We start from the raw sequence: 22,500 nt of genomic DNA on the forward strand, positions 1-22,500 counted from the left end.
ATCCCCTGGAAATCTCGGTTTCCTTCTCGGTGATGAATTCGAGCAGCGCCGGTTGGCCGTTCTCGATCGCTGCGAGTGCGCGCTTAATCGCCGGAACGATTTCGGAAGCCTCGGTCACGCGCTCGCCATAGCAGCCGAGCGACTGCGCAAATGCTGCGTAATTCCCTGAAATGTCGGTAGCGCGATATTTCTCGGTCGCCACCGGCATGATCGGCAGTTCGATCGCCATCGCTTCGTTGTTGAGCAGGATCGAGAGGATCGGAATCCTTTCGCGCGCCGCGGTTTCGAGGTCGGTTCCGGTGAAGCCAATCGCTGCATCGCCCCAGACATTGACACACAGCCTGTCGGGGCAGGCGAGCTTGGCGCCCATGGCAAGGCCGAGGCCATAGCCGAGCTGGGTCGACTTGCCCCAGCCGATATAGGAATGCGGCGTGCTGCTCTTCCAGAACGGCACCAGCTGGTCGCGCGGCGAACCGGCATCGTGGGTGACGATGGTGTTGGCGACATCGAGCACCTGCTGCAGGTCCCACAGCACCCGGTAGGGCGAGAGCGGCGAGCAGTCCTGGGTGCATTTGGCTTCCCATTTGGCGAACCATTGCGCCTCGACCGCCTTGATCCGGGCGGCAACCGGAGCGCAATCGCGCGGCTCGGGAACGGGGCGCTTCACTGCCTCGAAAAGCGCGGCGAGAGTCAATTTCGCGTCGCCAACCAGCGCGACTTCCGAGGGCACCGATTTGTCGATGTCGAGCGGGTCGAGTGTCGCGTGGATCACGCGCTTGCCGGGCGGGATCGCAAGGCCGAAGCTCGTCGCGGTGAAGGAACAGCCCACGCCGAACAAAAGGTCGCACTCGGCCAGCCACTTGGCGACGCAACCATTGATCCCGTTGCCGCCCGAACCGAGCGCCAATGGATGGGTTTCGTCGAATGTGCTCTTGCCCGGCAGGCTGGTCATGACCGGGATGGCGAGATGCTCGGCTAGCGCCTGGAGTTCGGCATAGGCCTCCGACCAATGGATTCCCTGCCCGGCATAGATCGCCGGGTTCTGCGCCGCGACCAGCAGGTCCGCCGCGGCATCGATCTCCGTTTGCGAAGGCTGGCTCGTCAATACCTTGCCCGGCACGTAATCCATCGTCCCGGTGAAAGGCTTGTCGAGCACGTCATAGGGCAGTTCGATCACCACCGGTTGCGGGCGGCCGTTGCGCAGCATCGAGAAGGCGCGGCGCAGCACCGGGACAACTTCGCCGCCCGATGTCAGCGGCTCGGCATGCTTGGCATAGCTCGCCATCGAGCGGGTCGAGTTGAAATTGAACGGGACATACATCTGCGACAGGGCATAGCCCTGCGGCAGCACCAGCACCGGGACGCTCTCGGCAAAGGCCTGAGCGACCCCGCCCATCGCGTTCTCCGCGCCGGGTCCCTGCTGCATCACGAACACGCCGATCTTCTCGCCCTTGCTCATGCGCGAGACGGCATCGGCCATGTGCATGCCGGTGCGTTCCTGGCGTACGATAACGGTGCGGATATCGATCCGCGCAGCGGCTTCGAGGATCTGGTTGCGGGGATAGCCGAACACGATCTCGACGCCTTCGCGCTTGAGCACGGCGGCAATGGCGTCGGCAACGGTGCCGTTCTCGTGGACCTGCTGTCCCGGATCGCCTTTGCCGGTTCTCATATTGTCTCCCGTTTCCTTGGGAGGCGGCTAATGGAAAAGCTCTACCTACGCAATTGCGGGAGCATCATTCGGGGTCGCGCAATCCGCCATCGAGCCGGTCGAGCACTTCGCCGAGGATCGCATTGACCTTCTCGAGGTCACCGATATCGATTCCGTCGAACAGGCGCGCGCGCAGGCCGGCAGCAATCTCGAAGATCTCCTCGAGGGTCCTTTCGCCCTTCCCGGTCAAGCGCAATTGCTTGGTCCGGCGATCGTTGGGATCGGGCAGGCGTTCGACCAGCCCATCCTTCTCGAGCGTGTCGAGCATCCGGGTAAGGGTCGGCCCTTCGATCCTGAGGCGTTTGGCGATCTCGACCTGCGGCTTCGTGCCAGGGGTCTTGAGGATCGCCGACATCGCCTCCATGCGCGCGGCGCTCTGGCCAGACGGCCGCAACCGGTCATCGAGAATCGCCCGCCACCGGCGGGCGGCGAGGACGATTCGGATCGTCGCCAGCATGGCAGGCGTGGTCTCGCCATCGCGATACAGTTCGTAGCTGTTCCCGTGCTTTGCGCGGGACATTTCCCCCACTGCCGAATCCATCTGCTTGTTCCTGTGGCAAGTCCGCTTGGCGGCGGCTGGTAACTGCGCGACGAACGTTCGCGGCCTACATTGGGCGAATTCACTCGAATTGCAACTATTAGCTTGCAAAGGGACGTTCAATCCACTGGAATCGAAGCAAATCTGGGCCTTGTGCCCGGCCTCGAAAGGCCGCTGTCTCAGCCGTCCCGGACCGTCCGGCCGACCAGGTCGGCCGCCTTTTCGCCGATCATGATGCAGGTGGCGTTCGTGTTGCCCTGCGGGATCGCGGGCATGACCGAAGCGTCGGCCACCCACAGACCCTTGATTTCGCGCAGCGCGAGGCCGGGATCTAGCACCGCCAGCGGATCGTCGTCCGCGCCCATCTTCGCGGTGCCAACCGGGTGGTACATCGACATCGTCCAGGTCCGGACATAGTCGCGCAGTTGCTCCTGCGTATCCGCCTCATACCCCGGCCGTTGTTCCGCCTTGACCAGCGGCGCGATTGCCGCTTGCCGCATGATCCGGCGCGCGATGCCGAGCCCCTCGACCAGTTGCTCGACATCGTCGTCGCTGCCAAGCAGCTGGTGTTCGATCAGCGGCGGGGCTGCGGGGTCCGGCCCGCGCAGGCGGATGCTCCCGCGATGGCTTGGCCGCATCAGCCCGACGAAGCAGGCGGTCGAGCTTTCGGGACTGAGCACGACATTGCCCTGCGGCGTGACTTCGAAGCTGAAGGCAGAGAAGGCGAGCTGGAGGTTGGGCGCGGGCAGGCCTTCCCGGCTCCTCACGAACGCCTGGGCATGGCCGATCCCGGTGGTCAGCGCGCCGCGGCCAAACGCCATCTTGATTAGTTGGAGCGGCGCCCGCCAGCCATTGGCATCGTTGTTGAGCGTGTGCGCCCTGACCGAATTGATCAGGTGTACGCCCGAATGGTCCTGCAGGTTGCGGCCCACGCCCGGCAGGTCGAGCACGACATCGACCCCGGCCTCGCGCAAATGTTCGCCCGGTCCGATCCCCGACAACATCAAAAGACGCGGCGTGTTGAGCGCCCCCGCGCTGAGCACCACGCCGTATTTCGACCGGATCGATTCGACCTGGCCGCCGCGGCGAAACGTGACCCCGGCAGCGCGGCCGTCCTCGACCTCGATCTTCTGCACTTCGGCTTCGAGCAGGACTCCGGGCTTTTCCTTTCCGCCTAACCCCTCGAGATAATTGGCCGTGGTGCTGCGCCAGCCAAGCCTTTGCGAAAGCTGGATATGATCGGCCCCTTCGGCAAGTTCGCCATTGAGATCGGGCGAACGCGGATATCCCGCCTCGACCACGGCTTCGATCCACTTGTCCGCGATCGGGTAGCGGCTGCGGCATTCGGACACAGCAATCGGCCCGCCGGTGCCGCGCCAACGATTGGCCCCGCGCTCGTTGTCTTCGATCCGCTTGAAGAAGGGCAGGACGGATGCGTAGTCCCAGCCGGTTGCGCCCAGCGCCGCCCAGTTGTCGTAATCCCAGCGATGGCCGCGGATATACATCATCCCGTTGATGGTGCTGCCGCCGCCCAGCCGCTTGCCCGCCGGCCACGGGCCCGGACGCCCGCCGACCGAAGGGTCGGGTTCGCAGAAATAGCACCAGTCGAATTCGGGGTTCTGCACCAGCTTCGCCATCAGCGCCGGGACCTTGGCGCGGATGTCGTCGTTCGACTTGCCGGCCTCAAGCAGGGTCACCCGGTGCCCCTGCTGCGCCAGGCGACCAGCCACGGCGCAGCCTGCAGACCCGCCGCCGATGACGATGATATCTGGTTCCATCCGCTCTCCTGTTCGTCGACGGGCATGCCAGCCCAAAGCGGCAAAGATCAAGCGTGGAGCGAAGGGCTGCTGGTGGAGACGGAGCGATTGTCTTTCGCTTCGCTCCAGACGTCTACGCGCCTTGCGGCGCCCCGACTCCGAACCAAGGGTTCGTCCACCGCTCGCATATCCGCCATCATTCACCCCTATCAGGGACGACTGCTGGCGGAGACGGAGGGATTCGAACCCTCGATACCGGTAGTTCCAGTATGGCGGTTTAGCAAACCGCTGGTTTCAGCCACTCACCCACGTCTCCGGAACGCAGCGGCACAGGGCGCGCGCTATAACGGGGGGCAGGGGAGGCGGCAAGCATATCTGCCGCGGGTACGAATCATTGCTCCCTGCTCTGGCCGGGCAACCGGCGGACTCGCTTCACCGCAAATCGGACTCGGTTGGCCGTTTGTTCATTGCCGCTTCAGGCGCGGAGGATTCTTTTCTCCGGTTTGAAGGGATCGGCCGGAGGAGGGCAATCGCCATGGAAGCTGTCGTGATCGCTACGCTGCGCCGGATGACGCTGGTAGTGCTGGCCTGCTTCGCCATGACCGGCGCTGTGCCCGCAGCCGCCGAGATCGAGACCATCGATCCAAGCGCCGCCTATGACGATGGCTTTGCCACCCTGCCGCCCGCTTCCGATTATCGCCCGACACCTGTCGCCGAACTCCCTCCCGCACCCTATCAGGTCGCGTCCGCCGAGAGCGATTACGGCTACCAGCCCGGCAATCCGGCGCCCGCGGTCAATTCGGGGCCAGTGGGAGAAGCGCCCCCGGCGGCAGTTGGCGAAGGTGACACATACCAGCAGGACGACCTGGTCGGCGCGGCGGAAGGACTGTTCGGCAAGGGCGCACAGGGCCTTGCCGGCGTGATCGAAGACATCCTGGCCAAGCAGGGCGAGCCCAATGGCTATATCGTCGGGCGCGAAGGCGGCGGCGCATTCGTGTTCGGCGCGCGCTACGGCTCAGGCACGCTCTATCACAAGATCGAAGGCACCCAGCCGGTCTATTGGCGCGGCCCTTCGCTCGGGATCGATGTCGGGGCCAATGCCGCGAGCACCTTCGTGCTGGTCTACAATCTCCACGACAGCGAAGATTTGTTCGAGACTTTCGGGCAAGGAGAAGGGCAGGCCTACTTCATCGGCGGCTTCCATGTCAGCTATCTGCGGCGCGGCGATGTCGTGCTGGTGCCGGTCAGGGTTGGTGCGGGGCTGCGGCTCGGTCTCAATGTCGGCTACATGAAATTCTCGCACAAGCAGCGCTGGCTGCCCTTCTGACCACCGCATTTTTGGCGGCTTCGCCAATTCGATCTTGATGTTGCGCGCCGCGCTCGCCAAGGAGCGCGCGCTATGCTCGAAACACTGCAACAACAGCCGCCCGATGCGCTGCTTGCGCTGATCAAACTCTATGGCGCCGACGAACGGCCCGACAAGATCGACCTCGGGGTGGGGGTCTATCGCACCGGGCAGGGCGACACCCCGGTATTCGGTGCAATCAAGGCGGCCGAACAGAAGCTGGTCGATGAACAGGAGTCCAAGTCCTATCTCGGCCCGGAAGGCGATATGGGCTTCGTCCATGCGCTGATGCCCTATATTTTCGGGGAAGACCCGACCAAGGGCGGACGGATCGAAGGCATGCAAACTCCGGGCGGGACGGGCGCAGTGCGGCTGGCGGTTGCACTGGCCAAGCGGGCCGGCGTCGGCAAGGTCTGGATGGGCACGCCCAGCTGGCCTAACCATGCGCAGATTCTCAAGGATCTCGACCTGGAGTTGGCGGAGTTCAAGCATGCCGGGTTGCGCGGCAGCGCCGACATGGATGCGCTGCGCGTGGCGATTCGCGATGCCGAGCGGGGCGATGCCGTGTTGCTTCACGGCTGTTGTCACAACCCGACCGGAATCGATTACACCCATGCGGAATGGGACGAGATCGCGGCGCTGCTGGCGGATAGCGGCATCCTGCCGCTGCTCGATCTTGCTTACCAAGGCCTCGGCTACGGGATGGAAGAGGATGCCTATGGTGTGCGAGCGGTGCTGGCCGCGGTGCCCGAAGCGATCGTCGCCTACAGCTGCGACAAGAATTTCGGGCTTTATCGCGACCGCGTCGGCGCAGTCTATGTGATGGCCCAGGATGCCGGGCAGGTCGGCGCGATCATGTCGAACGGCCATGCCTTCGCGCGCGCGACCTGGTCGATGCCGCCCGATCACGGCGCGGCCGCCGTCCGGCTGGTGCTGCGTGATCCCGAACTGGTCGACATGTGGACCGACGAACTCGACACGATGCGCGCCCGCATGCGTCAGGTGCGCGATCGACTGGCCGCAGCGGGCACGGTTGGTTCACTCGACCTGACGCCGGTGGGCATGCAGAACGGGCTGTTCTCGGTCCTCGCCCTGTCGACGGAGCAGATCCAGCAATTGCGCGAGGATCACGCAATCTACATGGCCGGTTCGGGGCGGATCAACATCGCCGGGCTGACGACGGGCAATATCGATAAGTTCATTTCCGCGCTGGCAGAAGTGACCGCTTAAGCAAGCGCTGCGAGGTCCTGCATCCGCTTGAGATAGCGGGCCAATGTGTCGATCTCGAGATTGACCTTGTCGCCCTGGTCGAGCTTGCCCAACGTCGTGACATGGGCAGTATGCGGGATGATGTTGAGTCCGAACCTCACCGAACCGTCGGCCTGGTCGGCGACTTCGTTGACCGTCAATGAAACGCCATCGACCGCGATCGAGCCCTTGGGTGCGATGAACGGCGCAAGCTCCGCCGGAGCGACTATCGTGAGCCGGATCGAATCGCCCTCGGCCTCAAGCCGCGCCACTTCGCCAACCGCGTCGACATGGCCGGTGACGATATGCCCGCCCAACTCGTCGCCCAGCTTGAGGGGCTGCTCGAGATTGACGGCATTGCCTTCCTTCCACATGCCTGCCGCCGTGCGCGAAACGCTTTCGCCTGAGACGTCGATTGCGAACCAGGCGTCGCCTGCCTTGCCGCCTTTGTCGACCACCGTCATGCAGGCGCCCGAACACGAGATCGAGGCTCCGATGTCGATCGTATCCGGATCGTAGGGGCAGGCAATCGTCACGCGCAGATCGCCGCGCTGTTCGCTCGCGGTGACTGTGCCGATGGCGGTGACGATACCGGTAAACATCAGCCGCGCTCATAGATGGAGAGGGTGTCGCTGCCAAGCTGGCGCCGGTCGGCCAATTTCCATCCTGCGGGGACGCCGTCGGGCGCGGGATCCGAAAATGCGGGGATTCCCTCGCCGAATTCGATCGGCGCGCGATAGACCAGCAGCCGGTCGACCAGACCGGCTTCGAGCAAGGAAGCGGCGGTTTGCGCGCCGCCTTCGACGAACAGGTACTGGATGTTGCTCATCCGCGAAATCGCGTCCGGCGTGTCGATGGACCGCCAGCCCTCGGGCGCTGCCCCGCGCGTCAACACCCAGCGTTCGGGGCTGCGCTGTTCCAGCCCTTCGAGCCTGACATCGAGCCTCGGATCGTCCGCTCGCAGGGTTCCGCCGCCAACCAGGATCGCATCGCTCATCGCGCGCTCGACATGGGCATGCGCGCGCGCCTCCTCGCCGGTGATCCATTTGCTGGCCCCGTCGCTGCGGGCGATGAACCCGTCGGCCGTCAGCGCGAGCTTGAGGGTGACGAATGGCCGGCGCTTCTCGCGTTGCGACAGATAACCGGCAAGGCTGGCCCGGCAGGCCATGCATTCCGCAAGCTCGCAGCCGATCCCGCCGGCCTCCATCCTGGCAATTCCGTCGCCTGCCGTCCTTGGATCCGGATCGAGCACGCCGATCACGGCGCGAGCGACGCCCGCCTCGACCAGCAGGTCGCTGCAACGCGGACCGCGCGGGCTTTGATGCGCGCAAGGCTCGAGGCTGACATAGGCGGTTGCACCGCGCGCCGCGTCGCCCGCCTGGGCCAATGCGACAGCTTCGGCATGGGGGCGCCCGCCGGGCCGGGTCCAGCCACGCCCGACGACGATCCCGTCCTTGACCAGGATTGCGCCGACGGAAGGGTTTGGCCGGCTGGCCGGGCGGCCGCGCAGCGCCAGCGCTGCTGCCGCATAGAGCCAGCGATGGTCGTCGCTACTGGCCGCCAACCGTGAGGTTCCGCTCGCGCAGGGTCGCCTCGGCACGTGCCTGCGCTACGGCCCTCCGCTCTTCCAACTCCTGCGCTTCCAGCGCCTGCTCCGCGTCGGCTTCGCGCTGCATCGAATCGACATCGAGGCCGGTGGCCCGGCCGATCGCCGCGGCCGCATCGCGGCGAATCTGCTCGCGCTGCTGTTGAAGCGCTTCGCGCTCTTCCTTGAGCTTCTGGTACTGGACGTTCTCGGACAGGATTTGATCGTCGCTCCGGCCGTCCTCGAAGGTCGAGATGTAGGTGATTTCGAACGGTCTTGGGGGTGCGCGCTCGCTTTTGGGGATCAGGACATAGAAAAAGATCGCGGTCGCGGCGATCGAAACCGCCAGCACCCGCCAGCGATAAGGATTGCTCCTCCAGACCGCGGCAAAATCCTGCACCGCGCCAGTGGGCGATATCTCCCGCCAGAATCTCATAATCGTGAATGTAGGGGCTGGATGGCGAATCCGCCAGCGTATTTGGCCTTATCGGGCGCAATGGGGTCAGTTATAGTCGACCCTGATCGGAATCCGGCCGCGAAATGTCCCGGTACCGGCCTTGCGGGTCATGAGTCTGCCGCCAAAGGCGAATTCGAGCTTGCCGTTTTCGTCGAGCACCGGGAAATCGGCGAGGTCGGTCACGAAGTCGGTCACTTCCGCTTCCGCGCCACCGGCGCTGAACAGCATCACGCTGGCGGGCATTTCGATCGAAACCGGTTCGAACGGCTCGCCGGTGATGATTGCGCGGCCCTTGAATGCGTTGCCGCCGAGGTCGATCAGGTTCTGGCGGGTTATCTTCCGCTCGGTGACCGGGTCGAGTTCGACCTCGCCGTCACCCTTGTTGAGCAACGCCAGCTTGCTGAATTCGAGCCCGCTGACGACCTGCACCTGCAGCGGGGCGAGTTGGCGTTCCTGGCGCGCATCCTCGCACAGCTTGCAGCCGGCCTCCTCCGCGGCCTGCGAAGGCGCCGTGACCATGACTAGTGCGGTCGCCAAGGCGAGTACGGTTCGACCCATCCTGACGGATGTGGAGGAACAGGGTTAACAACGGGTTAGGAACTAGCCGAAGGCTGCATAAAGCTGGCGCCCGTGGTCTTTAAGCCATTGATTGGCAGCACGAATATCGCCTTCGAAAATCGTGTCGAGCAGGGCATGGAATTGCGCCGAATGGTCGAAATGTCGCAGATGCGCGACTTCGTGGGCGACGACCGAACGCCGGACATGGTCGGGCGCCTGGACCAGCCGCCAGTTGATCCGGATCGTTCCGTCTCCCGCGCAGCTTCCCCAGCGTCGTTGCGCGCGCGAAAGCCGGACCGGTCGAGCTTCGCATCCGGCCCGGCCGCAATAGAGGGCAACGTCCTGTTCGAGCAAGCCAAGCGCTTCCTGCTCGAGCCAGCGCTGGAGCCGTCGTGCAATCGTCTCCTGCGGCCCGCCGAGGCGGATTGCGCTCCCGTTTCTCTCGGGTCTCCGCAGCGCCTTGGGTTGCCAGTCGATCTCCAGCTCCTCGCCGCGAAACGCGACAATTCCGCCCGGAGCGGGCGGGCTGGATCGCGGGATCCTCACAAGTTGCGCTTCGAGCCAGTCGCGCCGGCGTGCGGCAAATTCCATTGCGTCGGCGGTCCTGCCCCAGCGCGGCAAGGTCACCCGCACTTCGCTGCCATCCGGAGCGAGGCGCAGGGTCATTCGCTTGGCGCGCGCATGGCGCCTGATCGCGATCGGCATTTCGCGACCGGCGAGGGCGATGCTGGGCTCTGTAGCCGATCGTCTCAGCCAGTCGATCATTGTCCCGCTGCCGCTTGATCCGGCCAGTCGACGATATGATGCTCGAGCGGCCCGGCCCTGGTCTCGCTGATCGTGCGGCCGATCACCGACACGCCCGCCCGGACCACCGCCTCCCGGTCGCCCGAGACGAGATAGTGCCAGCCCGGCAGCGGCTTGCCTTCGGCGCGGCGCCGATAGGCGCAGGTTTCCGGCAGCCAGGGAACCTCGTTGACGATCTTCAAGGTCAACCGCAGGCAATCGGGGACATGGGCCTTGCGGTTGCGATAGTCGCTGCAGCGCGCGGTCCTTGTGTCGAGCAGCTTGCAGGCGACATTGGTGCCGCTGATTGCGCCGCTGTCGGCATCTTCGATCTTGTGCAGGCAACATCGGCCGCAGCCGTCGCACAGCGCTTCCCATTCGGCGCGCCTGAGTTCCGGCAGGGGCAACTCCCAGAAGCGATAGCGCAATTCGCCGCCGGTCAGCCTGTCCATCGTTCGAGCTCTGCAGCAATTGCTTCGGGGCCCTCATCGACCGGCAGGACCGCGATCGGTTCGCCCTCGCGCCCCATCAAATAGGTGATGTTGGTGTGGTTGACGAGATAGCCGCCCTCTTCGTTCGGCTCCTCGCGCTGGACCCACACGCCGAAGGCCTTGGCCGCGGCGTCCACCTGCTCGACCGGACCGGTAAGGCCGATCATGCCGCCGGGAAAATTCGAGAGGAATTCGGCCATCACTGCGGGAGTATCGCGCTGGGGATCCACGCTGATGAAGATCGGCTGGACCTGGACGGCGAGTTCCGGTTCGCGTTCCTTGAACAGGCTGTACCCCTTCATGATCCGCTGGACGTCGAGCGGGCAGACATCGGGACAATAGGCATAGCCGAAATAGACCACGCGATACTTGCCGGCGAAGTCCGACCAGCTGACCTGCTTGCCTTGCGTATCGGTGAGGGTGAAGGGTCCGCCGATCGCTGCACCGGCGAGTGGAGGGGCGTTGGCCGCTTCCGGATTGCCGCATGATACCAGGAGGAGGGCAGCGGAAATGGCTGTCAGGCAGGCTTTCAACATGGCGTGGCGGTTCATGCTCTGCTAACGCAGTTGCGGCAAGAGCATAGTCACGCCGAATGAACAATCAGGAGAAGCAAGTGGCACGGGGAAGCCGCATCCACCGCATTTCAATCGCAGCAGCGGCAGGCGCGCTGGTTTTCGCCGCGCCGGCACAGGCGCAATATTCCGATCAGTACCAGTTCCTCCAGGCGGTGAAGGAGAAGGATGGCGAGAAGGTGGTCGAGCTGCTCAGCGCGCCGGGATCGACACTCGTGAATTCGCGCGACCTGACGACCGGCGAGACGGGCCTGCACATCGCGGTCAAGCGCCGGGATTTGACGTGGGTCCGGTTCCTGCTCCAGCAAAAGGCCAATCCCGACATTCGCGATGTAAACGGTGTCACTCCGCTGGTGCTCGCTGCGCAACTGGGCCTGACCGATGCGGCGGAGGCGCTGATCAAGGCAGGGGCCAGGGTCGACATCGCCAACTCGACCGGCGAGACGCCCCTCATCGCCGCTGTGCACAAGCGCGACGTTGCGATCATGCGCGTGCTGCTCAAAGCCGGGGCCGACCCCGACCGGACCGACAATTCCGGCCGCACCGCGCGCGATTATGCCTTGCTCGATGGCCCTAACAGCCAGCTGGTTGCCGAGATCGAGCAGAACCAGAAGCCGGAAAACGAGCGCGAAGGCGCCAATTCCTACGGGCCCACTTTCTGATCGATGGATACGGCCGATCTTACGCTCGACGAGATCCGCGCAAGGCTCGCGCCGCTGATAGCGGATGCGGCCGGCTTCGACGGGTGGAGCGAACGGGCGGTAGAGCATGCCGCTATGCCGATAGGGATCGATCCCGCTGTCGCGCGCCTGGCTTTTCCCGGCGGCGCGATGGACATGATCGCGGCGTGGGCCGCGAGTGTCGATGCGCGAATGAAGGAGGCCTTCTCGGTCGAAGTCCTGGCTGCGATGCCGATCCGCGAACGCATTCGCGCGCTGGTCCAGTTCCGGCTCGAATGCGTGGCAGGCAAGGAAGAGGCGCTGCGCCGCGCCCAGGCGATCATGGCCATGCCGCAGAATGCCGCACGCGCGCTCAGGCTCGGCTGGAACAGCGCCGACCTGATGTGGCGGCTCGCTGGCGATACCGCAGCGGATTACAATCACTATACGAAGCGGGCGATCCTCGCCTCGATCTATGCCGCGACGCTGGCGGTGTTTGTCGGCGACGAGAGCGAGGGCAAGGCCGAAACCCGCGCCTTTCTCGATCGCCGGATCGAAGGGGTGATGAAATTCGAGAAGGCCAAGGCCCGATTGCTCAAGCAGCGCGACGGATTTTCGGTTACCCGCTTCCTCGGCCGCCTGCGCTATCCCGCGCGTTAATTCCTAATGCGAATTAGTTGCAATTAGTGGAAGGTTCTGGCAGCGGGCCGGAGATGACGCTCGACACCCTTCCCCGCAGTCAAAAGGCCCGCATTGTCGCGGTCGACTGGCGCCGGCTCGCGCCCGAGGAAGGCCAGCGGCTGCGTGCGCTCGGGATCGATGAGGGAGCGGAAGTGGCGATCGCCCATCGCGGAGTGTTTGCCGGGAGCGATCCGATTGCGATCGAGATCGGGCGGATGACCGTCGCCTTGCGGCGCTCGCACGCCCGCGCAATGACCGTAGAGGTATTGGCATGAGCCGCCTGCGGACCGCGGCGCTGGTCGGCAATCCGAATGCCGGCAAGAGCGCGCTGTTCAATGCACTGACCGGGGCGCGGCAGAAGATCGCCAACTATCCGGGGGTGACGGTCGAACGCAAGGCGGGGCGGCTGATCCTGCCTTCCGGCGAGCCGGTCGAACTGATCGACCTGCCCGGAAGCTACGGCTTCGATGCGACGAGTCCCGACGAGGAAGTCACCCGCAAGGTCGTGTTCGGCGAATTCGCCGGAGAGGCCCGGCCCGAAGTGCTGATCGTGGTGATCGACGCCTCGAATATCGAGCAACATCTCGTATTCGCGCAGGAGGTCATCGAACTGGGGCGGCCGACGATCGTCGCGCTCAACATGGTCGACCTCGCCGAACGCGACGGGCTGGTGCTCGATCCCGCAGCATTGCAGGAGGCGCTTGGCGTCCCGGTGGTGTCGACCGTCGCGGTGCGACGCAGGGGCCTTTCCGAACTGGTCGAGGCGATCTCGGCGGCCGAGGCCCGGGCCGAACGAGATCCGCAGGCCCACAAGCGCCCGCATCTCACTTTACCCGAACGACGGTTGGCGGCGAGCAATATCGCCAAGGGCGCGATTCTGTCCGAGACGGCCCAGCATCGCCTGCATGCGCGGCTCGACAAGGTCCTGCTGCATCCCTGGCTCGGCCCGCCGATCCTGTTCGCGCTGCTGTTCGTGATCTTCCAGGCGGTGTTCGCCTGGGCGACCCCATTTGCCGATGCGCTCGATGCCGGGGTCGGCGTGCTGATCGAATTGTCGCTCGCCAATCTTCCGGCAGGCTTCCTGCGCGATCTCCTGACCGAGGGCATCCTTTCAGGTGTCGGCTCGGTGGTGGTGTTCCTGCCGCAGATCGTGATCCTGTTCGCCTTCATCCTGGTGATGGAAGCGACCGGCTACATGGCCCGGGCGGCATTCATCATGGACCGGCTGATGGCCTATGTCGGCCTTTCGGGGCGCAGCTTCATTCCGCTGCTGTCGAGCTTCGCCTGTGCGATCCCGGGGATCATGGCGACCAGGAGCATCGCCGATCCCAAGGACCGGCTGACCACGATCCTGATTGCCCCACTGATGACCTGTTCCGCGCGGCTCCCGGTCTATGCGGTGATCATCGCTGCCTTCATTCCCGCCACGACGGTCGGGCCCGGGATAGGATTGCAGGGGCTGGTCCTGTTCGCGCTCTACGTCGCCGGGATCGTCGGCGCGATGGCTGTCGCGCTGGTCCTGCGGCGCTCGGTGACCAAGGGCGCTGCCTCGGGCTTCATCATGGAGCTGCCGAAATACCAGCTCCCCCGCCTGACGGACATCCTGATCGGCTTGTGGCAACGCGCCTGGGTGTTCCTGCGCCGGGCGGGGACGATCATCTTTATGGTCACAGTGGTGCTGTGGCTGTTGCTGACTTTCCCCAAGGCAGCGCCGGGCGAGAACCAGGTCGATGCCTCGATTGCCGGCCAGCTGGCCAATGGCCTCGCGGTGGTGGTCGAACCGATCGGCTTCGATCGCGACATGGCGCTGGCGCTGATCCCGGCGATGGCCGCGCGCGAAGTGGCGGTTTCCTCGCTGGCGACGACCTATGCCGTAGCCTCGGACGACGAGGAGCAGACCGCCCGGGCGCTTGGCGACCAGCTCTCGGCGCGCTGGACCCTGCCAATGGCGCTGGCCTTCCTCGCCTGGTTCGTGTTCGCCCCGCAATGTCTTTCGACGATCGCGGTCGCGCGGCGGGAGACGAATGGTTGGAAATGGCCCTTGTTCATGTTGCTTTACCTGTTCGCGCTCGCCTACACCTTTGCGGGAATCACCTATTGGAGCGCCATGGCGCTCGGTCTGTAGCCCGGGAGAGGAAATTCGATGGCCGGTTCACTCAACAAGGTAATGCTGATCGGCAATCTGGGGGCAGACCCGGAGGTCAAGACCTTTGCGAATGGTGGGAGGATCGCCAATTTGCGCGTCGCCACCTCGGAAAGCTGGAAGGACCGCAACACCGGCGAACGCAAGGAAAAGACCGAGTGGCACAATGTCGTGCTGCAGTCCGACGGGTTGGTCGGCGTCGCCGAGAAATACCTGCGCAAGGGCAGCAAGGTCTACATCGAAGGCCAACTGCGCACTCGCAAGTGGCAGGACCAATCGGGTAACGACCGCTACACCACCGAGGTCTCGGTCGGGGTCGGCGGAACGATGACCATGCTCGACGGCGCACCCGGCGGCGGAGGGCAGCGCTCGGGCGGCGGAGGCTGGGACAATGGCGACCGGGGCGGAGGCTCGTCGAGTGGCGGCGGTTCACAGGACCGCGGCGGTTTCGCCGACGATCTCGACGACGATATTCCCTTCTGATCGTTTGCCGGACAGCCCGGCCTTGGATTCAGTCCTTGCCGCGCTTGCTTTCCGGCTCGTAGGTGAGCCGCCTTTGCCGTGAGCCGGTGATTCCGGTAATCCAGTCCCAGACCTTGTATCTGACCAGGGTCGTGCGCAAGGCTGTCCGGGCCCGCCGCGATCGGATCCGATGCCAGGCCACCAGCATGATCGCCGCCGCGATCAATGCCAGGCCCAGTGGGATCAGCACTCGGGCCGCCTGGCCATCGGGTATGAATTCGTACATCGGGTCGGCTCCGCTGCGGCGTTGATATCGCTGCACGTGATGAGAAGTAAATGGCTTAGCGATGGAGGGGGCAATCCGGTCAACCGGCAGGCCGGGAATATCCACCGGCATTGCTGTTTCCTCGATGCGCGGAAGTGAGTCCCTTCAATCCTGCTTGAGCGACCTGAGCGCGGCGAAGGGTCCGGATAGAGCCTCGTCGAGAAGCCCGGCCTGCTTGCGGACTTCCTCGGCGCCGGGTCCAATCGCATAGGGATCGATTGCCAGCGCGAGGCTTTGCGCCACGGCCTCGCCGATATCGATCGAGTCGCCGGCATAGGGAATCTCGTCGAGGTCGTTGGCCTCGAGTTCGATTTCCTCGTCCGGTCCGGCCTCGGCCCTGTGCTCGGGCACGAAGCGGAACGCCAGTTCCTCGTGAATTGCGACCGGAAGGTCCTCTCCGGTGACCGCGCAGCTCTGGACGATCGCTGCGTCCATCGACCCGCTGACGGCAATTTCCTCGCCCTGGCGTTCGAGTTCGAGTTCGGCGGAGAGACTTTTCACTTCCACCAGCCCGAAACGCTGCGCCAGCGCTGCGCATTCCTGTTCGCTCGCCACAAGCCTGTGCCGCCGCGCGTCGATCTGGCGGATCGCGATCATGCGTGAGAATTCGGGCAGGTCCATCGTACTAGAATTTCCCGGCCAGCAGGTCGTCATTGGCGATCCTTGCCAGGCGTCCGGAGCGATCGCGCAGGGCCTGAGCGAGGTCCGCACCCTCTTTGCTTTCGGGAAGGTCGAAATTGCGAGCGACCGCCGCGGCCAGCGCCCGATTGCCTGGCTGCGCCAGCGCTGCACGATAGGCGCCAAGCCTCCCGCCCAGCGCCGAAACCAGCCTTCCGATGTGCTTGCCCATGACCAGGTCGCCTATGCCGCGCTGGCGCAATTGCCCGTCCATGTCCTCCACGAACAGTTCGGTGAGGAGCACCGACGTCCGGGTCAGGCTTTCATCGCTTTCCATCCGGATCAGCACCAGCGAAAGCACGGCCACGATCATCTCGAAGCGCCCTTCGACCGTGTCTGCCACCCCCAGTTCCGAATACCATTGCCGCTCGCGGGCGACTTCGACGATGCGGTGCCACAGTCCGCGCAACTCCTCGCGCGGGTCTGCGGAATTTCCGAACAGGCGGGACAGGAATGTCATCGTCGGCTGGGGCCCTTTTTTGTTCAGGCGGAATTCAATCGCGCATCCGCAAGCGGCATTGCGCCGGCGCGCGCTTCACCCTAAGGCTCGCGCCGATAGAACTTTGGCCGCTCCGGCACAATGGGCAGGACGGCAGGCGAAGCGGAGATTTTAAGGTCATGCGCAAGGGCTTGCGGATCTGGACAGGACTGGCAGCGGGGGCGCTTGTTGCGGGCTGCAGCTCGATCGCCGACCATCGCGGCTATATTTCCGACCCGACGCTGATCGACGCGGTCCAGCCCGGGATCGACAACCAGACCTCGGTCGAAGGAACGCTGGGCCACCCGACTTTCACGAGCCAGTTCGGCGAACCGACCTGGTATTATATCTCGAGCACCACTTCGCAGAAGCCCTTCACGCGCCCGAAGATTCGTCAGCACGCGGCGCTCGAAATCAAGTTCGACAGCAACGGCAATGTCAGTTCGGTCAACGTTCTGGGGATCGACCAGGTCGCCTATCTCAGCCCCGAGGGCGACAAGACCCCGACGCTCGGCAAGGAGCGGGGATTCCTCGAGGATCTGTTCGGCAATATCGGGCAGGTCGGCAGCTTCGGCGGCGGTGCGGCCGGCCCCGGGGGCAGCTAGGCCGGGCAGTCCCGCGCCGCGCTTGAAGCAATCCCGATAAGCGCCCATATTCCTGCGCATGAAAAATTCACGCGACAGCCACGGCATGATCCAGTGGCATGGCACCACCATCATCGGCGTCAAGAAGGGCGGCAAGACCGTGATCGCGGGCGATGGCCAGGTGTCGATGGGCAACACGGTGATGAAGCCCAATGCCAGGAAGGTCCGCCGGATCGGAGACGATGGCAAGGTGATCGGGGGGTTCGCCGGGGCAACTGCCGATGCCTTCACCCTGTTCGAGCGGCTCGAGCGCAAGCTCGAACAATTTCAGGGCCAGTTGCTGCGCTCGGCGGTCGAACTGGCGAAGGACTGGCGGACCGACAAATATCTCCGCAACCTGGAGGCGATGATGATCGTCGCCGACCATGAAAAATTGCTGGTGATCACCGGCAATGGCGACGTGCTCGAACCTGAAGGCGGAGTCGCCGCGATCGGTTCGGGTGGGAATTATGCGCTTTCCGCGGCCCGTGCGCTCGATCCCTATGAAGACGATGCCGAAAAGATCGCCCGGCGGGCGATGGAAGTCGCAGCCGAAGTGTGTGTCTTCACCAATAATCAGGTCACGATCGAGACTGTCTGACCGATGATCGACAATTTGACTCCCAAGGCGATTGTCGCCGCGCTCGACGAGCACATAATTGGCCAGAAGGACGCCAAGCGCGCGGTCGCCGTCGCGCTGAGGAATCGCTGGCGGCGCCAGCGGCTCAGTCCCGATTTGCGCGACGAGGTGACGCCAAAGAACATATTGATGATCGGGCCGACCGGCTGCGGCAAGACCGAAATCAGCCGCCGCCTTGCCAAACTGGCCGAAGCGCCGTTCGTCAAGGTCGAAGCGACCAAGTTCACCGAGATCGGCTATGTCGGGCGCGACGTGGAACAGATCGCCCGCGATCTTGCCGAGGAAGCCATCCGGCTGGAGAAGGATCGCCGCCGCGAGGCGGTCCGTGAAGCGGCGTCGAAAGCGGCGATGGACCGGCTGCTGACCGCGCTGGTGGGCGACAACGCTTCAGAGGCGACCCGCGAGAGTTTCCGCCAGCGGATCGTGCAGAACGCGATGAACGAAGTCGAGGTCGAGATCGAAGTCGCCGACGCGCCGTCGAAAATGATGGATATTCCCGGAATGGGCGGGAACGTCGGGATGATCGACCTCTCCGAAATGATGGGCAAGGCGTTCGGCCGCCAGAACCTCAAGCGGCGCAAGCTCAAGGTTCCCGATGCGTGGGACAAGCTGGTCGAAGAGGAAGCAGAAAAGCGCATGGACCAGGACGACGTCGCCCGGGTCGCGCTAGCCAATGCCGAAACCAACGGAATCGTCTTCCTCGACGAGATCGACAAGATCGCGGTCTCCGATGTGCGCGGCGGTTCGGTCAGCCGTGAGGGGGTCCAGCGCGATCTGCTGCCGCTGATCGAGGGCACCACGGTCGCTACCAAATACGGTCCGATGAAGACCGACCATGTGCTGTTCATTGCCTCGGGCGCGTTCCATGTCGCCAAGCCCTCGGACATGCTCCCCGAACTCCAGGGACGGCTGCCGATCCGGGTCGAGCTGAGGTCGCTTACCGAAGAGGATTTTGTCCGCATCCTGTCAGAGACCAAGGCGAACCTGGTCGAACAGTACAAGGCGCTGATTGGGACCGAGGAAGTGACGCTCGACTTTACCGCTGACGCGGTGGAGGAAGTCGCCCGGATCGCCGCGCAAGTGAACGAGAGTGTCGAGAATATCGGCGCCCGCCGCCTGCAGACGGTAATGGAAAAGCTGCTCGAGGAATTGAGCTTTGAAGCCGAGGACCGCAAGGGCGAAACGGTGAAGATCGACGCCGATTATGTGCGCGAGAAGCTCGGCGAACTGGCGGGCAATACCGACCTGTCGAAATATATCCTCTAGAACGGGCCGCCAGTCACCGGCGTGCCAGCACGTTCTGCTCGGGATACCAGAACTGCGCGTGGCACACCTCGCACACCTGGTCGAGCTGCGCGACCAGATCGCCTGCAGCCGATGCGTCGCGGTTGCGCGCGGCCGCAATCAGGAGATCGGAATGATCGGCGAGGCCCTTGGCCGCCGCCCGGAACGCATCGTGGTCGGCATCGATGAAGCGCTGCACATCCTCCATCGAGACCACGCCGGGAGCGTCCTGCTCGGGCATGTCCTCCGGCGAGGCGGCGAGGAAGGCCTCGGCATTGTACATTTCGAGCGCGGATGCCTTAAGACCTTCGGCCGCGGTTTCGAGCCGCGCCCAGCTTTCGGGCGTCATCTGCTCGGGATCGATCCCGCCTTCCTCGTTCATCGCATTGTTGCCGACATCCCAGACCTCCATGGTCGAGGCGTTGATCCCCTGCTGCATGATCTGGCGGATATTGGCGACGGCCACGATCGGATCGGTGGCATTGGCGGTCGAGACAAGCATGGCTGCGCTTGCTGCCAAGGGCGTCATCACGAATTTCAGATGCAGTCGGTTCATCGCCTTCCTCCTGCCGCTCATTCGGCGGCCTCGTCCGCTATATCCGTTTCCGCCGCCTGGCGCGCCCACATTTCGGCATAAAGCCCGTCGACCCGCAGCAACTCGATATGCGTTCCATGCTCCACAATTTCGCCATTGTGCATGACGTGGATCAAATCCGAGTCCGCGATCGTCGAAAGGCGATGCGCAATCGAGATCGTGGTGCGGTTTTCCGAGATATTGCGCAGCGTGGTGAGGATTTCCCGTTCGGTCCGCGTGTCGAGCGCGCTGGTCGCTTCGTCGAGCAGCAGGATCGGCGGATTCTTGACCAGGGTTCGGGCGATCGCGACCCGCTGTTTCTCGCCGCCCGACAGCTTGAGCCCGCGCTCGCCGACTTGCGTGTCAAAGCCCTCCGGCAGCTGCTCGATGAACGGCAGGATCGCTGCACCCCGGGCTGCCTCGATTACTTCGGCCTCGCTCGCACCGTCGCGGCCATAGGCGATATTGTAGCCGATCGTATCGTTGAACAGCACGCTGTCCTGCGGGACGATCCCGATCACGGAGCGCAAGCTCTCCTGCGTGACCTGGGCGATATCCTGTCCGTCGATCAGGATCCTGCCCTGCCAGGGATCGTAGAAGCGGAACAGCAGCCGTCCGATGGTCGATTTGCCCGCGCCCGATGGCCCGACAATCGCGACCCGCTGGCCGGCCTCGACCTCGAAGCTCAGCCCGTGGAGGATTTCGCGGTTGCGCTCATAGCCGAATACGACGTTCTCGAAGGTCACGGTCGGGCGCCTGACTATGAGCGCGGGCGCGCCCGGCGCGTCTTCCACTTCGACTTCGGTGTCGATCAGCTGGAACATCTGCGCCATGTCGATCAGGCCCTGGCGGATCGTGCGATAGACCATGCCGAGGAAGTCGAGCGGCCGGAACAGCTGCATCAGGTATGTGTTGACGAAAACCAGGTCGCCGACGCTGAGCCGGCCTTCGAACCAGCCATAGACGGTGAAGGCCATCGCACCGCCCATCAGCAGGTTGGTCACCACCGCCTGGCTGATATTGAGGAGCGCCAGCGAGTTCTCGCTCTTGGTCGCGGCCAGCATGTAGGCCTCCGCTGCCTTGGAGTAGCGTTCCTGCTCGCGCCTTTCGGCACCGAAATACTTGACGGTCTCGTAATTGAGCAGTGAGTCGACCGCGCGCGCCAGCGCCTGACCGTCGAGTTCGTTCATTTGCTGGCGCAGCCTTGCCCGCCAATTGGTGATCAGGCTGGTCAGGGTGATATAGATCGCCACCGTCACGAAGGTCGCGATCACCAGCTCGATCCCGAAATTGAGATAGAAGATCACGCCGACCGCGATCAGCTCGATCAGGGTCGGAGCGATATTGAAGAGCAGGAAATAGAGCATGGTGTTGATGCTCTTGGTTCCACGCTCGATGATCTTGGTGACCTCGCCGGTACGGCGCGAGAGATGGAAGCGCAGGCTCAGCCGATGGAGCCGCTCGAACACATCCTCGGTCAGCATCTGCACCGCGCCCTGCCCGATCCGCTCGAACACCATGTTGCGCAGATTGTCGAACAGGACGGTGGCGAAGCGCGCCGCGGCATATGCGATCACCAGCGAAAGCGCCGCCCACAGCGCTTCCATGGCCGGCGTCGCCATGGAGTTGATCGCCCCGCGCAAGGCATAGGGCATGGACAGCACCGTCACCTTGGCCGCGAGGATCAGCAGCACGGCACCGGTTATCCGCAGCCTCAGGTTCGCGCGCTTATTGGACCAGAGATAGGGGAGGAACCGCCGGACGACGCGCCAGTCGGCGTGCTTGCTGAAATCGGTCCCCTGATTGCGGTGCGGCGGCATCGCCCCGCAATTGGGGGTTCAAAGGCCAAAGGGCAATGCCTGGCCGCGCGGCGCGAACCTCAGGGGTTGAGGCGCGAAGCCTGAACGGTCTCGATCCAGCGGGGGCCGCGCGGAAGGTCGAACATGACGCGATTGTCCTCGAAATCGATCGCTACGCGGTCGAACAGGCGAAGTTCGCCGATGCCCAGCACCATCGCCGGTTCGTCGCCGATGCCGAGTGCCTCGAAGGTCGGCGAATCGACAAACGCGATCGGAAAATTGCTGATCCTGCCGCGCCCGATCTCCAGATCGCGGACCAGGGTCAGTTCGCTCGATTCCTCGACTCCGTTGACATCGGTCATCTGCGCACTGCCGACCTGCCGGCCGCGCAGCCTGTTCTTCAATGCCAGATTGCCGACGCTGCCTTCCGCGCCCGTGCTGACGATCACATTGGTCTTGATGCCGTTCACTCTTGCGTCGGTGATGATCAGCTGGCCCAATTCCTTGCGCGCCTTGACGACGATTTCAAAGCCAGCGCGCGAACCGCGATCTTCGCCCGATGTCACGCTGATCGTCCGATCTTCGAAATCGAACAGCACGCGGCGGCCCTGGAGGCTGTCGATCCCGAGGATGCCGTCGGCCGAGCCGACATTGCCGTCGTCGATCACCGGCACGGTCTCGATATCGAACACGCTCTTGCCCAGCGTGAATTCCATCACTTGCGCGACTTCGATCTCCCTTCGGCTGGCCATGCCGACCAGGGTTGCGGGGCGCAGATCGGTGAGGCCAAGGCGCGTGGCAAGGGCGCGCGTTACGATGGTGGATTCGGCGCCCGTATCGACCACCATGTCGAACGGCCCCTGGCCGTCGATCAGGACCGGCAGCGTCAGGCGGTTATGCTTCTCGCGATCGAGGTCGAGGACCTCGATCTCGATGTCGTCGATAGCTTCGTTGATATCCTGGGTCGCTGCCGGAGCGGCATAGCCCAGCGATACCAATGCGGCCGAAGCCATGATCAGGCTTCTCATTTCCGTTCTCCCGATATGGGTCCGTGGCGCGGACCTCAGACAATTCATCATATCACACCAGAGTGCGAATCCCCAATGCAT

26 protein-coding genes and 1 tRNA gene are annotated in these 22,500 nt (G+C 64.1%); 10 read left to right on the forward strand and 17 right to left on the reverse strand.

The window, feature by feature from the left end; all coding sequences use genetic code 11:
* The 4 genes from AC16XC_RS09880 to AC16XC_RS09895 form a co-directional block, all read right to left on the reverse strand.
* A partial coding sequence (locus AC16XC_RS09880; RefSeq protein ID WP_484034487.1) for a thiamine pyrophosphate-requiring protein occupies positions 1-1,672 on the reverse strand: 1,672 nt, incomplete at its 3' end.
* A 64-nt stretch (positions 1,673-1,736) separates the two neighbouring features.
* Positions 1,737-2,252 carry a MarR family winged helix-turn-helix transcriptional regulator gene (locus AC16XC_RS09885; RefSeq protein WP_484034488.1) on the reverse strand — a complete coding sequence of 172 codons (516 nt, stop codon included), beginning with the start codon at positions 2,250-2,252 and terminating at the stop codon, positions 1,737-1,739.
* 176 nt (positions 2,253-2,428) lie between these two features.
* The gene (locus AC16XC_RS09890; protein ID WP_484034489.1) at positions 2,429-4,027 is read right to left on the reverse strand and encodes a GMC family oxidoreductase; all 1,599 of its coding nucleotides are present in this window, start codon (positions 4,025-4,027) and stop codon (positions 2,429-2,431) included.
* Between the two features lie 202 nt (positions 4,028-4,229).
* Positions 4,230-4,322 (reverse strand) — tRNA-Ser (locus AC16XC_RS09895).
* A 219-nt stretch (positions 4,323-4,541) separates the two neighbouring features.
* On the opposite strand from AC16XC_RS09895, the gene AC16XC_RS09900 reads away from it, so the two are divergent.
* Positions 4,542-5,333 (forward strand): DUF1134 domain-containing protein, encoded by a 792-nt coding sequence (locus AC16XC_RS09900; protein WP_484034490.1) that lies wholly within the window; start codon positions 4,542-4,544, stop codon positions 5,331-5,333.
* A 72-nt stretch (positions 5,334-5,405) separates the two neighbouring features.
* Positions 5,406-6,581, forward strand: a complete 1,176-nt coding sequence (locus tag AC16XC_RS09905; protein ID WP_484034491.1) for an amino acid aminotransferase — start codon at positions 5,406-5,408, stop codon at positions 6,579-6,581.
* Here AC16XC_RS09905 and AC16XC_RS09910 read toward each other — a convergent pair.
* The 7 genes from AC16XC_RS09910 to AC16XC_RS09940 form a co-directional block, all read right to left on the reverse strand.
* Positions 6,578-7,201: a riboflavin synthase gene (locus AC16XC_RS09910; RefSeq protein ID WP_484034492.1), complete on the reverse strand. Its 624-nt coding sequence runs from the start codon at positions 7,199-7,201 to the stop codon at positions 6,578-6,580. The two genes, AC16XC_RS09905 and AC16XC_RS09910, sit on opposite strands and share 4 nt — an antisense overlap.
* Entirely contained in the window at positions 7,201-8,163 is a 963-nt protein-coding gene (ribD, locus tag AC16XC_RS09915) for a bifunctional diaminohydroxyphosphoribosylaminopyrimidine deaminase/5-amino-6-(5-phosphoribosylamino)uracil reductase RibD (protein WP_484034493.1), read from the reverse strand. The genes AC16XC_RS09910 and ribD overlap by 1 nt, the downstream gene beginning before the upstream one ends.
* The gene (locus AC16XC_RS09920; RefSeq protein WP_484034494.1) at positions 8,150-8,620 is read right to left on the reverse strand and encodes a hypothetical protein; all 471 of its coding nucleotides are present in this window, start codon (positions 8,618-8,620) and stop codon (positions 8,150-8,152) included. The genes ribD and AC16XC_RS09920 overlap by 14 nt, the downstream gene beginning before the upstream one ends.
* A 66-nt stretch (positions 8,621-8,686) precedes the next feature.
* Positions 8,687-9,178 carry a DUF4402 domain-containing protein gene (locus AC16XC_RS09925; RefSeq protein WP_484034495.1) on the reverse strand — a complete coding sequence of 164 codons (492 nt, stop codon included), beginning with the start codon at positions 9,176-9,178 and terminating at the stop codon, positions 8,687-8,689.
* Between the two features lie 63 nt (positions 9,179-9,241).
* Positions 9,242-9,964 (reverse strand): M48 family metallopeptidase, encoded by a 723-nt coding sequence (locus tag AC16XC_RS09930; protein WP_484034496.1) that lies wholly within the window; start codon positions 9,962-9,964, stop codon positions 9,242-9,244.
* Complete coding sequence (locus tag AC16XC_RS09935; RefSeq protein WP_484034497.1) at positions 9,961-10,434, reverse strand: YcgN family cysteine cluster protein; 474 nt, start codon at positions 10,432-10,434, stop codon at positions 9,961-9,963. Before AC16XC_RS09935 ends, AC16XC_RS09930 begins: the two co-directional genes overlap by 4 nt.
* On the reverse strand, positions 10,422-11,024 hold the full coding sequence (locus tag AC16XC_RS09940) for an SCO family protein (protein ID WP_484034498.1): 603 nt from the start codon (positions 11,022-11,024) through the stop codon (positions 10,422-10,424). Before AC16XC_RS09940 ends, AC16XC_RS09935 begins: the two co-directional genes overlap by 13 nt.
* A gap of 62 nt (positions 11,025-11,086) precedes the next feature.
* Here AC16XC_RS09940 and AC16XC_RS09945 point away from each other — a divergent pair, with 62 nt between their 5' ends.
* From AC16XC_RS09945 to ssb, 5 genes are read left to right on the forward strand one after another with little or no spacing between them, the layout of a single operon-like run.
* The gene (locus AC16XC_RS09945; protein ID WP_484034499.1) at positions 11,087-11,707 is read left to right on the forward strand and encodes an ankyrin repeat domain-containing protein; all 621 of its coding nucleotides are present in this window, start codon (positions 11,087-11,089) and stop codon (positions 11,705-11,707) included.
* Positions 11,708-11,710: 3 nt separating this feature from the next.
* Complete coding sequence (locus AC16XC_RS09950) at positions 11,711-12,364, forward strand: COQ9 family protein (RefSeq protein ID WP_484034500.1); 654 nt, start codon at positions 11,711-11,713, stop codon at positions 12,362-12,364.
* A 53-nt stretch (positions 12,365-12,417) separates the two neighbouring features.
* The gene (locus AC16XC_RS09955) at positions 12,418-12,660 is read left to right on the forward strand and encodes a FeoA family protein (RefSeq protein WP_484034501.1); all 243 of its coding nucleotides are present in this window, start codon (positions 12,418-12,420) and stop codon (positions 12,658-12,660) included.
* Positions 12,657-14,510 carry a ferrous iron transporter B gene (gene feoB, locus AC16XC_RS09960; RefSeq protein WP_484034502.1) on the forward strand — a complete coding sequence of 618 codons (1,854 nt, stop codon included), beginning with the start codon at positions 12,657-12,659 and terminating at the stop codon, positions 14,508-14,510. Before AC16XC_RS09955 ends, feoB begins: the two co-directional genes overlap by 4 nt.
* A gap of 18 nt (positions 14,511-14,528) precedes the next feature.
* Positions 14,529-15,011 (forward strand): single-stranded DNA-binding protein, encoded by a 483-nt coding sequence (ssb, locus tag AC16XC_RS09965; protein ID WP_484034503.1) that lies wholly within the window; start codon positions 14,529-14,531, stop codon positions 15,009-15,011.
* Between the two features lie 28 nt (positions 15,012-15,039).
* On the opposite strand, the gene AC16XC_RS09970 is transcribed toward ssb, so the two are convergent.
* From AC16XC_RS09970 to AC16XC_RS09980, 3 genes are all read right to left on the reverse strand, one after another.
* A complete protein-coding gene (locus AC16XC_RS09970) occupies positions 15,040-15,276 on the reverse strand; it encodes a hypothetical protein (protein ID WP_484034504.1) in 237 nt (78 codons plus the stop codon).
* Between the two features lie 144 nt (positions 15,277-15,420).
* Positions 15,421-15,969: a YceD family protein gene (locus AC16XC_RS09975; protein WP_484034505.1), complete on the reverse strand. Its 549-nt coding sequence runs from the start codon at positions 15,967-15,969 to the stop codon at positions 15,421-15,423.
* Positions 15,941-16,453 carry a ubiquinol-cytochrome C chaperone family protein gene (locus tag AC16XC_RS09980; RefSeq protein ID WP_484034506.1) on the reverse strand — a complete coding sequence of 171 codons (513 nt, stop codon included), beginning with the start codon at positions 16,451-16,453 and terminating at the stop codon, positions 15,941-15,943. The genes AC16XC_RS09975 and AC16XC_RS09980 overlap by 29 nt, the downstream gene beginning before the upstream one ends.
* A 158-nt stretch (positions 16,454-16,611) precedes the next feature.
* On the opposite strand from AC16XC_RS09980, the gene AC16XC_RS09985 reads away from it, so the two are divergent.
* Genes AC16XC_RS09985 through hslU form a run of 3 tightly spaced genes read left to right on the forward strand, consistent with a single transcriptional unit; the run spans position 16,612 to position 19,000 of the window.
* Positions 16,612-17,076 (forward strand): outer membrane protein assembly factor BamE, encoded by a 465-nt coding sequence (locus tag AC16XC_RS09985; protein WP_484034507.1) that lies wholly within the window; start codon positions 16,612-16,614, stop codon positions 17,074-17,076.
* Positions 17,077-17,134: 58 nt separating this feature from the next.
* Entirely contained in the window at positions 17,135-17,695 is a 561-nt protein-coding gene (gene hslV, locus AC16XC_RS09990; RefSeq protein WP_484034508.1) for an ATP-dependent protease subunit HslV, read from the forward strand.
* 3 nt (positions 17,696-17,698) lie between these two features.
* Positions 17,699-19,000, forward strand: coding sequence for an ATP-dependent protease ATPase subunit HslU (gene hslU / locus AC16XC_RS09995; RefSeq protein ID WP_484034509.1), 1,302 nt, complete (start codon positions 17,699-17,701; stop codon positions 18,998-19,000).
* 13 nt (positions 19,001-19,013) lie between these two features.
* Here hslU and AC16XC_RS10000 read toward each other — a convergent pair whose 3' ends face one another.
* The 3 genes from AC16XC_RS10000 to AC16XC_RS10010 are packed head-to-tail and all read right to left on the reverse strand — an operon-like array spanning position 19,014 to position 22,419.
* The gene (locus AC16XC_RS10000; RefSeq protein WP_484034510.1) at positions 19,014-19,574 is read right to left on the reverse strand and encodes a hypothetical protein; all 561 of its coding nucleotides are present in this window, start codon (positions 19,572-19,574) and stop codon (positions 19,014-19,016) included.
* Between the two features lie 17 nt (positions 19,575-19,591).
* A complete protein-coding gene (locus tag AC16XC_RS10005) occupies positions 19,592-21,412 on the reverse strand; it encodes an ABCB family ABC transporter ATP-binding protein/permease (RefSeq protein WP_484034511.1) in 1,821 nt (606 codons plus the stop codon).
* 59 nt (positions 21,413-21,471) lie between these two features.
* Positions 21,472-22,419 (reverse strand): aspartyl protease family protein, encoded by a 948-nt coding sequence (locus AC16XC_RS10010; RefSeq protein ID WP_484034512.1) that lies wholly within the window; start codon positions 22,417-22,419, stop codon positions 21,472-21,474.
* Positions 22,420-22,500 lie beyond the last annotated feature (81 nt).

Source organism: Candidatus Andeanibacterium sp. (genome assembly GCF_057143545.1).